We start from the raw sequence: 12,573 nt of genomic DNA on the forward strand, positions 1-12,573 counted from the left end.
CATGCACTTATCCAATAGCCTGGAGGTGTGAAATTGCTACGCCGCGGTGACTCAGACAACTCCGACAAACGTGACGTCGAGGGCACTGAGGCATCCTCGGCCTCCGAAGAGGCGCCCATCGAGCAGGTGGGCAAGGGCCGCCCTACACCCAAGCGTCGCGACGCCGAGGCGAAGAGGCGTGGCCCCGTTGCTCCTGCCCCGCTGACCGCGAAGGAAGCCCGCGCCCGCCGCAAGGCGACCCGCGGCTCCAAGGAGGACCGCAAGGCCGAAGCCGCCGAGCGTCGCGCTTCGTCGGCAGACCGCCGCGCCCGCATGCTCGCCGGCGAGGACAAGTACCTGCTCCCCCGCGACAAGGGGCCGGTTCGCGCCTACGTCCGTGATTTCATCGACGCTCGCCGCAACCTCGTCGGGCTGTTCATGCCGCTCGCGTTGATCCTCATCATGACGATGTTCGTCACGCCCGCGCTCCAGCAGATCGTCACGCTGGCAATGCTCGTGATGATGCTCTTCATGGTCGGTGAAGGCATCTGGCTCGGTCGCATGATCAACAACCGCGTCGCCGAGCGCTTCCCCGACAGCACCGACGGCGGATTCAAGCTCGGCTGGTACGCGTTCGTTCGCGCGTCGCAGATCCGTAAGCTGCGCGCACCGAAGCCTCGTGTGGGGCCGGGCGACGCAATCTGAGCGTGACGAACACGTATAGAACTTTGGTCCTCGGCGGCGCGCGGTCTGGTAAGTCCGCGCACGCCGAGGATTTGGTTTGTGCAGGCCAAATACCCGAGCGTTCGGTGCCGATCCGGTACCTGGCGACAGCCAGACGCGATGTCTCCGACGCAGACTGGGAAAGCCGGATCGACCAGCACCGCAACAGACGGCCTTCTCATTGGTCGACGGTCGAAACCGCAGACGCAGGTGACCTCGCGGCGCAACTCGAAAGCGATCCACACACAGCGACGTTGGTCGACGATCTGGGAACGTGGCTGACCACGGAATTCGATCGTCAGAGCGCCTGGGACGCACCGCGCGGCACCATCACTCCCGCGGCGGACAGCCTTGTCGCCAGCGTCGAGAACTACCGCGGTCCCCTGGTGCTGGTCAGCCCCGAAGTGGGTTTGGCCGTCATCCCCGAGACTCGGTCGGGACGATTGTTCCGCGACGAGATCGGCACCCTCAACGCTCGTATCGCCGCGGTGTGCGATCGTGTCGTACTAGTGGTTGCAGGGTTACCGCTCATCTTGAAAGATACTGCTGCACAACCGGAAGGCGCGATGTGAGTACCGAGGCCAGTCCAGATGCCAACCCTGACGTCGCTCCGGTCAGTAGCGCCGACTTCGAACCCGTCACCCCACCCGACCGTGACGTGCGCGCGCAGGCCGACGCACGACAACGTGATCTGACCAAGCCGGCCGGCTCGTTGGGCCGATTGGAGGCTCTCGCCGGTTGGGCATCAGCCTGCCAAGGTGTTTGTCCCCCACATGCTTTCACCCGGCCTCGCGTCGTCGTCTTCGCCGGCGATCACGGAATCGCCCGCAACGGTGTCTCCGCCTATCCCCCGGAAGTGACCGCACAGATGGTCGCGAACTTCCTCGGAGGCGGCGCGGCAGTCAACGTCCTCGCCGAGGTTGCCGGTGCCACTGTTCGCGTCGTCGACATCGCAGTGGACGGCGATACCGATCCGTCCGTCTCGAGCCACAAGGTACGCAGATCTTCCGGGTCCATCGACCGCGAAGACGCCATGTCGAACGAGGAAACACTGAAGGCCATCGCCGCCGGCCGAGCGATCGCGGACGAGGAAATCGACGGGGGCGCAGATCTTCTCATCGCCGGCGACATGGGCATCGGCAACACGACGCCCGCCACCGTACTCATCGCCGCCCTCACGGACAGCGAACCTGTCGCGGTCGTGGGTCGAGGTACCGGTATCGACGACGCCGGGTGGATCCGCAAGACCGCCGCAATTCGCGACGCTCTCCGGCGCGCCCGTCCGCACGTTCGCGACACAGTCGCGCTGCTGCGCACGTCTTCGGGTGCCGACCTCGCTGCAATGGCCGGCTTCCTGGCCCAGGCAGCTTCGCGTCGTACACCGGTGATCCTCGACGGTGTAGTCGTCACCGCAGCCGCCATGGTCGCCGACGAGTTGGCTTTCGGCGCACGTGAATGGTGGGTCGCCGGGCATCGCTCCACCGAACCCGCACACACCATCGCATTGACGCGAATGGGTCTCGACCCGATCGTCGAGTTCGACATGCGACTCGGCGAAGGTTCAGGTGCAGTGACTGCGCTCCCGATTCTTCAGGGCGCCGTGGCAATCCTGAGCAAGATGGCGACATTCTCCGAAGCCGGTGTCAGCACTCAGGGCAGCGCACCCGCCGACGAATCCGAGTCGATCGACCTGACCAAGACCGATACGGCGGAGTGAGCGTGGCGGGCCCGCTGTCCGGAGTGCCGCTCGCATTCTCGTGGCTGACGGTTCTTCCGGTTCGCGGCCCCTCCGACATCGATCGCACGGCCGGTCGTCGCGCCATCGCGGCAGCTCCGCTCACCGGAATCGCTCTCGGCATTGCCGCGGCGTTCGTCCTCTGGGGCACAACCAGTATCGGCCTGAATCCCTATCTCGCAGGCTTGCTGACAGTAGGTGCGCTCGCTCTCGGCACCCGCGGGATGCACGTGGACGGACTGGCAGACTCCGTCGACGGACTGGGTTGTTACGGTCCCCCGGAGCGCGCCCGCGAAGTCATGCACAGCGGCGGTGCCGGACCGTTCGGGGTCGCGGCACTGTTCATCTTCCTCGGGCTGCAATCGGTCTCCTTCGGCGTCCTCGCTGTTGCCGACTCCCCCACGCAGTGGATCGCGGTGCTCGTATCTGTCGCCGCGGGTCGTGTGGCCGTCGTGTTCGCCTGCCGCCGAGGCATTCTCGCATCGAGCCCGAGCGGATTCGGTGCGCTCGTCGCCGATTCGCAACCGCTGTGGGCCGCAATCGTATGGTCGGTTCCGCTGATCGCCGCTTCTGCCTTTGCCACCGACCGGTGGTGGCTCGGCCCTCTCGTGACCGCGTCGGCGCTGCTGGTCAGTGTGCTGTGCGTGCGTCACTGCGTCCGCAGATTCGGCGGACTCAACGGAGATGTTCTCGGATTCGCGCTCGAACTCACGGTGACGCTGACGGCCGTCGGCCTCACTCTCGGACTGTGATCCGACGTCGTGCGAGTCGGAGTCCTTGCGTACGAAGGTTGCCTGGCGGCCGAGATCTTCGTTCTCACCGACCTTCTCCTGATCGCCAATCGCGTCGCTGATGGAGCATCCACCGACCCCTTCGCGGTATCGGTCATCTCGGCGTCCGGCACGTCCGTCGTTGCGGCAGGCGGATTTTCGATCGGCGCACAGGAGTGGCATCACGACTTCGATCACCTGGTGGTGCCAGGGTTCGAGCTCGTACCGTCCGAAGACCCCGCGACGCGTTTGTCCCTGTGGGACAGAGAAATCGAGTTCATCCGTGCCAGCGAGGCTCGCGGCGTTCGGGTGTCGTCGGTCTGCGTCGGCGCGTATCTACTGGGCGAGGCCGGACTGCTCGACGGACGCCGATGTACGACGTCGTGGCTGTACGGTACCGACCTCGCGAGTCGGTACCCCGGTGCGACGGTTCGAACCGAGTCACTGATCGTCCATGACGACGGCGTCACCACCACTGCGGCGTTCACTGCCGCGCTCGACCTCGCAACGGCACTCGTGCGCGAGCATCTCGGCGACACGATTGCGCGAACGACCGCAAGAATTACTCTGGCGCCGGAAAACCGAACCAGTCAATCTCCGTACATCGTCGACTCGATACTGCCCGTCGAACACACACAGTTCGCCGACGACGTCGGAAGCTGGCTGGTCGAACGGATCGCGGAGCCCTACGACCTGGATCTGCTGTCGGATGCTTTTCACCTCAGCACCCGAACAATGCTTCGGAAGTTCAAGGACGAGGCCGGGGAGTCGCCGCGCAGCTACCTGCGGCGTGCACGGATCCGAAAAGCGAAACGGTTGTTGGAATCGACCGACTTGCCTCTCGGAAAGATCCTGGGACACATCGGCTATCAGGATCCTGGAACCTTCCGTCGCCTGTTCACCGACCGCGTCGGCATGAGCCCGGCCGACTACCGAAAGCGATTCCGCAACGGCGGCGCCGGATAGGCCCTACGTGGCGAGCCCGCCCGAAAACGTGGCGAACCGCCCTCTTCTGTAGTTGATCCCTCGCCGAAAGACTGTGCAGAGGAATTGTTTCGACTACCGAGAGGGCTCACCGTGCCGAACCGGAGCATGACCAGAGACGATCCGCTCGACGACTTCGACCGTCGAACGATCACCATCGACGCAGTGACGAAGTCCGTGTACGTGGCGGGCACCGGTCCCGCGGTAATTGTCATGCCGGAAATGCCGGGCATCAGCCCGCATATTGCACGATTCGCCCGCTGGGTGCGCGACGCCGGCTTCACTGTCTTTGTTCCGTCACTGTTCGGCCGCGACGGAGCAGTCCCCACAGTGGACGAGGGTCTGACGGTATTCAAGAGGGCCTGCGTCAGTGCGGAGTTTCGCGCCCTCGCTGCCGACGAACCGAGCCCGGCGGTCCGTTGGCTGCGTTCACTCGCCGCTTCGGCCCATGTGGAATGCGGAGGCCCTGGCGTCGGAGTGATCGGGATGTGCTTCACCGGTAACTTCGCGTTGTCGATGATGCTAGAACCTTCGGTCGTTGCACCGGTTCTCGCCCAACCGTCGTTACCGCTCGATCGACCGGACGAAACCGACAGCGGGCCAGAAGAACTCGAAGCCGTGCGCTCCAGACTCGAGGCCGAAGACCTCACGGTGCTGGCATACCGCTTTCAAGGTGACCCGTTCTGCCGCGCACAACGATTCGCGGCCTACTCGAAGGCCTTGGGCGAGCGCTTCGTCGGGACGGCACTCCCCGACGAAGCGGCCAACGCGACAACGTCACCGTTCTTCGAACACGTCATCGCCAATCCACACAGCGTGGTGACGGCTCATCTCGTCGACGAGGCAGGGTCGCCCACCACCGTCGCTCGAGACGAGATTCTGCTGTTCTTCCGCGAGCGATTGCTCGCGGAACGAACCAGCGATCAGTGAAGCTTGGTCATCCAGCCGTGAGTGTCGGCGAAGGTGCCGCGCTGAATACCCGTGAGGGTGTCGCGCAGTGCCATCGTCACTTCACCCGGCTCGCCGTCGGCGATGGTGAACTCACCCTCGGCGGACTTGACGCGTCCGACGGGGGTGATGACTGCTGCTGTGCCACAAGCGAAGACCTCGGTGATTTCTCCGCTCTTGCACTTGGTCCGCCATTCGTCGGTGCTGATCTTGCGCTCTTCGACGGCAAAGCCGGAATCGGCAGCGAGGGCGAGCAGCGAGTTGCGCGTGATGCCGGGCAGCAACGAACCGGACAGCGACGGCGTTACGAGGCGAGCGTCGGGACCGGAACCGAAGACGAAGAACAGGTTCATTCCACCCATTTCCTCGACGTACGTGCGCTCGATGGCGTCGAGCCAGACCACCTGGTCGCAACCCTCGTCGGCAGCTTGCGCCTGGGCGAGGAGCGAAGCGGCGTAGTTGCCTGCGAACTTGGCTGCGCCGGTCCCGCCGGGGGCCGCGCGAACGTATTCGGTGGACAGCCACACACTGACCGGCTTCACCCCACGCGGGAAGTACGCCCCGGCGGGCGAGGCGATCAGCAGGTAGCGGTACTCGTCGGCGGGACGGACGCCGAGTCCGGCTTCGGTGGAGAACATGAACGGACGGAGGTAGAGCGCGTCCTCGCCGCCGGCAGCGGGAACCCAGTCGAGATCGACGTCGATCAGTTCGGTGATGGAATCGATGAACATCTGCGCCGGCAGTTCGGGCATGGCGAGACGGCGCGCAGATGCTGCGAAACGCTCGGCGTTGGCCTCGACGCGGAACGAGCTGATCTCGCCACCCGGCTGGCGGTATGCCTTGAGGCCCTCGAAGATGGCCTGTCCGTAGTGCAAAACCATTGCGGCCGGATCGAGCTCGATGTTTCCGTACGGCAACACCTGGGCGTCGTGCCAGCCCTCGCCCGCGGTGTAGTCGATCGAGACCATGTGGTCGGTGAAGTGCCGCCCGAAGCCGGGCGCCGCCAAAATGTCACGGCGCTCGGCGTCGGACTTCGGGGACGAGCTCTGAACACGAACGAAATCGGCGGCACCTGTCATGGGCGCAATCCTATCGAACGTGAAAAAGCTCTCTACTTGGTGTTGGTCTCCACGAACGGAGGAGAGACCACGACGCACCGAAGAGCGCGACCACGGACGTCGACTTCGATCTCGTCACCGGCCGCGACATTGGCTCCGGAATCCAGGAGCGCCAACGCAATTCCCACTTTGAGGGACGGTGAAAACGTTCCAGAGGTGGTCTCGCCGATTGCCTCGCCGTCACGCAGAACACCGAGGCCGGCCCGCAGCACACCGCGATCGAGAGCCTTGATCCCCCAGAGTTTGCGAGCCGGGCCGGCGGCCTTCTCGTCGGTCAAGGTCTCTTTGCCCCAGAATGTCGGCTTCTTCCAACCGATCGCCCATCCGCAGCGCGCTTCGAGCGGAGAAATCTCGAGCGAAAGCTCATGCCCGTGCAGCGGATAACCCATCTCGGTACGAAGAGTGTCACGGGCGCCAAGTCCGGCGGCCTGCCCACCCTCGGCGCGCACTGCCTCGAGAAGCGCGCGGAACAACGGCTCGCTGTCCTCCCACCGCGGCAGGAGTTCGTAGCCGACCTCACCGGTGTAACCGCTGCGGCACACACGCACGGGCACGCCGTTCCATTCCGCATCTTCGTACGCCATGTACTCGATCTCGGTGGGAAGTCCCAGCGCCGTCAGAACAGCCACCGATTTCGGACCCTGAACAGCCAGCACACCGTAGGCACGATGCTGATCCTCGACGGTGATTCCGTCCGGTGCCACAGCGACCAGCGCCGCAACGACGTCCGCGGTATTGGCAGCATTCGGGACGAGGAAGATCTCGTCGTCGCTGACGTAGTACGCGATGAGGTCGTCGATGACGCCACCGGACTCGTTGCAGCACAACGTGTACTGAGCCTTGCCCGGCCCGATCTTGTTCAGATCGTTGGTCAGTGCGGAGTTCACGAATTCTGCGGCGCCCGCGCCACGCACGACGGCCTTGCCGAGGTGACTGACGTCGAAGAGTCCGACATTCTCACGCACAGAGGTGTGTTCGGCCACGACGCCGGCGTAGGAAACCGGCATCTGCCAACCCCCGAACGGCGCGAACGTCGCACCGAGTTCGACGTGGACGGGGTGGATCGGGCCCTGCAACAGTTGTTCGTCGGTCATGGCCCACAACCTATCGGACTTCGCCGATCGAAACATGTCCGCAGCGAGAGCTCACCCGGCCGAGACGATCGCCCGTCCGCAAACTGCAAAGGGCCTAACATCGACTCAGGCATCCGCCAGAACCGGACGCATCGCACACTCACCTCACAGGAGACACCTTGAGCACTCGCACAGCCCGATCGTTGGGACCCGACCTCGTTCTCGCCGGCACAGTCGCCAAGCGCGCAGAGATATTGGTCGTCGGCCTGACGTCGGGTCCGGACGGCCCCGAAATCGCACTCAGCGAAGGCATCGTCGACGAGGACGTGCTTGCCGAGATCCTCGACAGCCTCATCGCCGTCGGCGCCACCGGCAAGCCCGAGCAGCTCACTCGCGTCCCGGCACCGAGCGCGCTGTCGGTCACCAGCGTCCTCGCCGTCGGACTCGGCTCCGCCGACAGGCTCGGCAGTGAACAGATCCGCAAGTCCGCCGGCGCTGCAGCTCGCTCGCTGTCCGGCATCGACACCGTCGCAACCACGCTCTCGATCCTCGACCTCGGTGCCGCTGCCGAGGGATTTGCGTTGGGCGCGTACAGCTTCACCGAATTCAAGTCCTCGATGACGGCTCCCGGCCCTGATTCGCAGCCACTCGCCCGCGTCGAACTTCTGGTGCCATCGCCGCGCACGAAGGAGACCAAGGCAACGCTGGCACGGTCGGCTGCCATCGCCGAAGCCGTCGCCACCGCACGCGAGTTCGTCAACACTCCCCCGAGCCACCTCTACCCCGCCGAGTTCGCCGCGCGCGCGAAGGCACTGGGCGTCGAGGCCGGGCTCACCGTCCAGGTTCTCGACGAGAAGGCACTCGAGAAGGGTGGCTACGGCGGAATCATCGGCGTCGGCAAGGGCTCGTCACGCCAGCCTCGTCTCGTCCGCCTCGAATACGCGTCGAAGAAGCGTGGCGCCCGCAAGGTCGCGCTGGTGGGTAAGGGCATCACCTTCGACACCGGCGGAATCTCCATCAAGCCTGCCGCAGGTATGGAGAACATGACTTCGGACATGGGCGGCGCCGCAGCCGTCATCTCCACCGTCGTGCTTGCAGCCAAGCTCGGCCTGCCCGTCAACGTCGTCGCATACGTTCCGATGGCCGAGAACATGCCGTCCGCGACCGCGCAGCGTCCCGGCGACGTGTTGACCCAGTACGGCGGAATCACCATCGAGGTCGTCAACACCGACGCCGAGGGCCGTTTGATTCTTGCCGACGCGATGGTTCGCGCGGGTGAGGACAACCCCGACTACATGATCGACACCGCCACCCTGACCGGTGCGCAGATGGTCGCGCTCGGCAACCGCACCCCCGGCGTCATGGGCACGGACGAGTTCCGTGACCGTGTCGCCTCCATCTCGCAGAGCGTCGGCGAGAACGGCTGGGCCATGCCCCTGCCCGAAGAACTGCGCGGAGATCTCGACTCCAAGGTCGCCGACATGGCCAACGTCACCCCGCACCGCTGGGGCGGCATGCTGGTCGCAGCTCACTACCTCAAGGAATTCGTTCCCGAGGGTGTCCAGTGGGCGCACATCGACGTCGCAGGTCCGGCGTACAACACGTCAGGGCCGTGGGGTTACACCGGCAAGGGCGGTACCGGCGTTCCCGTTCGCACGATGATCTCGGTCCTGGAGGACATCGCGGTCAACGGCTGACCACCTGCTGTGCGCCTTTATCAACCCCCCGCGGTTAATAAAGGCGCACAGCAGTTCAGGCACCGTCGCGCAATTCCTGCTCGCGAGCACGCTTGCGCTCGATGCGCTTACGCTCGTCGTGATCGCGCATACGCTGCGGATATCCCGTTTTGCGGACGTCGTAGACCGGGATCTTCAAGTCCTGTCCCAATTTGCGGGCACCGCGCTCGCCGCCGACTCGGCGACGAGTCCACTCCCCGTCCTTCGCTACGAGCACGACGGTCACCTCGGTCACCGTCGTCTGAGGTTCCACGTACGCCTCTACGCCTTCGTGCGAGTGCGCCCAATTCGCCAGATGATCCGCATCACTCTGCGCTGCGGCCTGAGCCGCACTCGGCGGACGCTTGAAACGATCGAACAGTCCCACGGTCGTACCCTCCTCGGTACCGACGCCGCGGATGCACCCCGGCGATATGTCAAGTTTGCCAGGCGATGTCCGTTGTGCCTGCGCACGACATACCGTTTGGTCCGCTTACGACGTTACAGTCGGACCCCCGACGCATACCTACTCGCCAGTAGCCGACACACCCGAAACGGACGGCATCCCCCTCATCGGACACGCCCGGCGTATCAATGGAAAGATGAACGACGGTGACGCCGCGCCCGCGCGTCGACATCGGCAAAATAGCTACAAGTAGCCGCACGTCGCGCGCCACTCGAGCACAATGCATTACGACCACAAGTCGACAAAATTCAACAACCCGAACACAACTGTCGAGGAGTCAAAAGACATGGCCTTCTCCGTCCAGATGCCAGCCCTAGGTGAGAGCGTCACCGAGGGAACTGTCACACGGTGGCTCAAGCAGGAAGGAGACACGGTCGAAGTCGACGAACCCTTGCTCGAAGTCTCCACGGACAAGGTCGACACCGAGATTCCGTCTCCCGTCGCCGGCGTCCTGACCAAGATCGTCGCGCAGGAAGACGACACCGTGGAAATCGGTGGCGAGCTCGCCCAGATCGGTGAAGCCGGCGAAGCCGCAGCACCCGATGCAGAAGCACCCGCTCCCGCCGCAGAAGAAGCTCCCGCCGAGGAAGCCCCGGCTGCCGAGGCACCCGCCGAAGAAGCTCCCGCTGCCGAGGCACCCGCTGCTTCCGGTGGTTCCGCTGAAGGCACCGCCGTGACGATGCCCGCCCTCGGCGAGTCCGTCACCGAAGGCACCGTCACCCGCTGGCTCAAGGCCGTCGGCGACGAAGTTGCCGTCGACGAGGCGCTGCTCGAAGTCTCGACCGACAAGGTCGACACCGAGATTCCGTCTCCCGTCGCCGGAATCCTGCTCGAGATCAATGCGCAGGAAGACGACACCGTCGAGATCGGTGGCCAGCTGGCCGTCGTCGGATCCGGCGCACCCGCCGCGGCTCCGGCACCCAAGGCTGCACCGGCCGCACCGCCGGCGCCCAAGGCTGAAGCACCCAAGGCCGAAGCACCGAAGGCCGAAGCACCCAAGCCTGCTGCCGCACCGGCTGCACCCGCTCCGAAGCCTGCTGCAGCTCCCGCACCGGCGGCTGCCCCCGCAGCTTCCGGCGACAGCAGCCCGTACGTCACCCCGCTCGTGCGCAAGCTCGCGACGGACAACGGCGTCGACCTCGCGACCGTCACCGGCACCGGCGTCGGCGGCCGCATCCGCAAGCAGGACGTGCTCGCCGCTGCGGAGGCCAAGAAGGCTCCCGCCGCCGCTGCTCCTGCTGCTGCAGCACCCGCGGCCGCACCGGCCGCCACCGCAGCCGCAGGCGTCCGACCGGAACTGGCACACCTGCGCGGAACCACGCAGAAGGCCAACCGCATTCGGCAGATCACGGCCACCAAGACACGTGAGTCGCTGCAGAACACCGCTCAGCTCACGCAGACCTTCGAGGTGGACGTCACCAAGATCGTCGCCCTGCGGGCCCGCGCCAAGGCCGGCTTCATCGAGCGCGAAGGCGTCAACCTGACGTTCCTTCCGTTCTTCGCCAAGGCAGTCGTCGAGGCGCTGAAGTCGCACCCGAACATCAACGCCAGCTACGACGAGGCTGCCAAGCAGATCACCTACTACGACGCTGAGCACCTCGGCATCGCGGTGGACACCGATCAGGGCTTGCTCTCCCCCGTCATCCACAACGCCGGCGATCTCGGCCTTGCCGGCTTGGCCCGCGCCATAGCCGACATCGCGAAGCGTGCACGCTCGGGTGGCCTGAAGCCGGACGAGCTCTCGGGTGGAACGTTCACCATCACCAACATCGGCAGCCAGGGCGCGCTGTTCGACACCCCGATCCTGGTACCGCCGCAGGCGGCCATGCTCGGAACCGGCGCTATTGTCAAGCGTCCGATGGTGGTCACCGACGAGAACGGCAACGAGTCCATCGGCGTTCGCTCGATGATCTACTTGCCGCTCACCTACGATCACCGTCTCGTCGACGGTGCCGACGCGGGCCGATTCCTCACCACTGTGAAGCAGCGGTTGGAAGAAGCCTCGTTCGAAGCTGATCTGGGCTTGTAAGCATCTGCTCGGCCGGCCGGGGCGTCATCTCCATCAGGAGGTGGCGCCCCGGCTTTTTCAGTACGGTCGGATATATACGTTCGGATATCGAAGCAGGCTGAATCGAAGGAGGCTTTCCGAATGCGAGTAGTCATCGCCGGCTCGTCCGGTTTGATCGGAACGGCCTTGGTGTCATCGTTGCGCTCCGACAACCACGACGTAGTACGTCTGGTGCGACGGTCGACCGCCGGCCCCGACGAATCGCGTTGGGACCCGGACCACGACCGTCTGGACCTCTCCGTCTTGCAAGGCGCTGACGCCGTCGTGAACCTCTGCGGCGTCGGCATCGGCGACAAACGGTGGTCGGGTTCCTACAAGCAAGCGATTCGTGACAGCCGCATCGTCGCGACCGATGTCCTGGCCGAAGCTGTCGCAAGTCAGAAGGTTCCCGTACTCGCCAACGCAAGCGCCGTCGGCTATTACGGCGACACCGGCGACAACATCGTCGACGAGGATTCGCCGGCAGGTACCGACTTCCTCGCCACGACGTGTCGCGATTGGGAACTTGCCACCGAGCCCGCGCGCAAGGCGGGAGCCCGCGTGGTCAATCTGCGCTCGGGCGTCGTGATTTCACCCCACGGCGGCATGCTCGGTCGGCTTCGACGCATCTATTCGTTCGGTCTCGGCGGACGACTGGGCAACGGTCGCCAGTACTTTCCGTGGATCTCACTCGAGGACGAGTGCGACGCGATCAAGTTCGCGCTCACGAATTCCGAACTCTCCGGTCCCGTCAACCTGACTGGTCCGGCCCCTGTCACCAACGCCCAGTTCAATGACGCCATGTCCCGTGCGGTCCACCGACCGGCTCCCTGGATCGTTCCCGGGTTCGCTCTCGAAGCGTTGATCGGAGAATTCGCCAAGAGCGGCATCCTCGGTGGCCAGCGAGCCATTCCCGCGGCTTTGGAAAAGGCGGGATTCTCCTTCCGCCACAACACGATCGGCGAAGCGCTGGCGGCCGCACTCGGATGATTCCGAAGTCGGGCGTAATCTCTAC

At 64.9% G+C, this 12,573-nt stretch carries 12 protein-coding genes; 9 read left to right on the plus strand and 3 right to left on the minus strand.

The annotated features are described in order from the left end of the window. The first annotated feature begins 27 nt into the window (after positions 1–27). From G8767_RS14320 to G8767_RS14345, 6 genes are all read left to right on the plus strand, one after another. Positions 28–684, plus strand: coding sequence for a DUF3043 domain-containing protein (locus tag G8767_RS14320; RefSeq protein ID WP_007730051.1), 657 nt, complete (start codon positions 28–30; stop codon positions 682–684). Positions 685–686: 2 nt separating this feature from the next. Further along, positions 687–1,274, plus strand: a complete 588-nt coding sequence (locus G8767_RS14325) for a bifunctional adenosylcobinamide kinase/adenosylcobinamide-phosphate guanylyltransferase (RefSeq protein ID WP_166810520.1) — start codon at positions 687–689, stop codon at positions 1,272–1,274. Next, positions 1,271–2,419 (plus strand): nicotinate-nucleotide--dimethylbenzimidazole phosphoribosyltransferase, encoded by a 1,149-nt coding sequence (cobT, locus tag G8767_RS14330; protein ID WP_166810521.1) that lies wholly within the window; start codon positions 1,271–1,273, stop codon positions 2,417–2,419. Before G8767_RS14325 ends, cobT begins: the two co-directional genes overlap by 4 nt. Before the next feature lie 2 nt (positions 2,420–2,421). Then, complete coding sequence (locus G8767_RS14335) at positions 2,422–3,189, plus strand: adenosylcobinamide-GDP ribazoletransferase (RefSeq protein ID WP_080656754.1); 768 nt, start codon at positions 2,422–2,424, stop codon at positions 3,187–3,189. A 9-nt stretch (positions 3,190–3,198) separates the two neighbouring features. Beyond that, positions 3,199–4,173: a helix-turn-helix domain-containing protein gene (locus G8767_RS14340; protein ID WP_166810522.1), complete on the plus strand. Its 975-nt coding sequence runs from the start codon at positions 3,199–3,201 to the stop codon at positions 4,171–4,173. Between the two features lie 126 nt (positions 4,174–4,299). Continuing rightward, a complete protein-coding gene (locus G8767_RS14345) occupies positions 4,300–5,121 on the plus strand; it encodes a dienelactone hydrolase family protein (RefSeq protein ID WP_166810523.1) in 822 nt (273 codons plus the stop codon). Here G8767_RS14345 and G8767_RS14350 read toward each other — a convergent pair. Both G8767_RS14350 and gcvT read right to left on the minus strand, forming a co-directional pair. Continuing rightward, positions 5,115–6,218, minus strand: a complete 1,104-nt coding sequence (locus G8767_RS14350) for a branched-chain amino acid aminotransferase (protein ID WP_166810524.1) — start codon at positions 6,216–6,218, stop codon at positions 5,115–5,117. The two genes, G8767_RS14345 and G8767_RS14350, sit on opposite strands and share 7 nt — an antisense overlap. Before the next feature lie 32 nt (positions 6,219–6,250). Beyond that, positions 6,251–7,351, minus strand: coding sequence for a glycine cleavage system aminomethyltransferase GcvT (gcvT, locus tag G8767_RS14355; RefSeq protein ID WP_095969849.1), 1,101 nt, complete (start codon positions 7,349–7,351; stop codon positions 6,251–6,253). Between the two features lie 158 nt (positions 7,352–7,509). On the opposite strand from gcvT, the gene G8767_RS14360 reads away from it, so the two are divergent. Beyond that, a complete protein-coding gene (locus tag G8767_RS14360) occupies positions 7,510–9,027 on the plus strand; it encodes a leucyl aminopeptidase (RefSeq protein ID WP_095969848.1) in 1,518 nt (505 codons plus the stop codon). A 55-nt stretch (positions 9,028–9,082) separates the two neighbouring features. Here the strand turns inward: G8767_RS14360 and G8767_RS14365 are convergent, their stop codons facing one another. Then, a complete protein-coding gene (locus G8767_RS14365) occupies positions 9,083–9,433 on the minus strand; it encodes a hypothetical protein (protein ID WP_003941713.1) in 351 nt (116 codons plus the stop codon). A 364-nt stretch (positions 9,434–9,797) separates the two neighbouring features. Here G8767_RS14365 and sucB point away from each other — a divergent pair, with 364 nt between their 5' ends. Both sucB and G8767_RS14375 read left to right on the plus strand, forming a co-directional pair. Further along, on the plus strand, positions 9,798–11,540 hold the full coding sequence (gene sucB, locus G8767_RS14370; RefSeq protein ID WP_166810525.1) for a 2-oxoglutarate dehydrogenase, E2 component, dihydrolipoamide succinyltransferase: 1,743 nt from the start codon (positions 9,798–9,800) through the stop codon (positions 11,538–11,540). Positions 11,541–11,660: 120 nt separating this feature from the next. Further along, positions 11,661–12,548, plus strand: a complete 888-nt coding sequence (locus tag G8767_RS14375) for a TIGR01777 family oxidoreductase (protein ID WP_095969846.1) — start codon at positions 11,661–11,663, stop codon at positions 12,546–12,548. Positions 12,549–12,573: the final 25 nt, after the last annotated feature.

This window comes from Rhodococcus sp. IC4_135 (assembly GCF_011602025.1).
Classification (GTDB): Bacteria; Actinomycetota; Actinomycetes; order Mycobacteriales; family Mycobacteriaceae; genus Rhodococcus_F; species Rhodococcus_F baikonurensis.

Bases quoted from the DNA above. Each gene is read 5' to 3' on its own strand.
- G8767_RS14345 (WP_166810523.1), top strand. From the start codon at position 4,300: ATGACCAGAGACGATCCGCTCGACGACTTCGACCGTCGAACGATCACC.
- G8767_RS14350 (WP_166810524.1), bottom strand. From the start codon at position 6,218: ATGACAGGTGCCGCCGATTTCGTTCGTGTTCAGAGCTCGTCCCCGAAG.
- G8767_RS14375 (WP_095969846.1), top strand. From the start codon at position 11,661: ATGCGAGTAGTCATCGCCGGCTCGTCCGGTTTGATCGGAACGGCCTTG.
- sucB (WP_166810525.1), top strand. From the start codon at position 9,798: ATGGCCTTCTCCGTCCAGATGCCAGCCCTAGGTGAGAGCGTCACCGAG.
- gcvT (WP_095969849.1), bottom strand. From the start codon at position 7,351: ATGACCGACGAACAACTGTTGCAGGGCCCGATCCACCCCGTCCACGTC.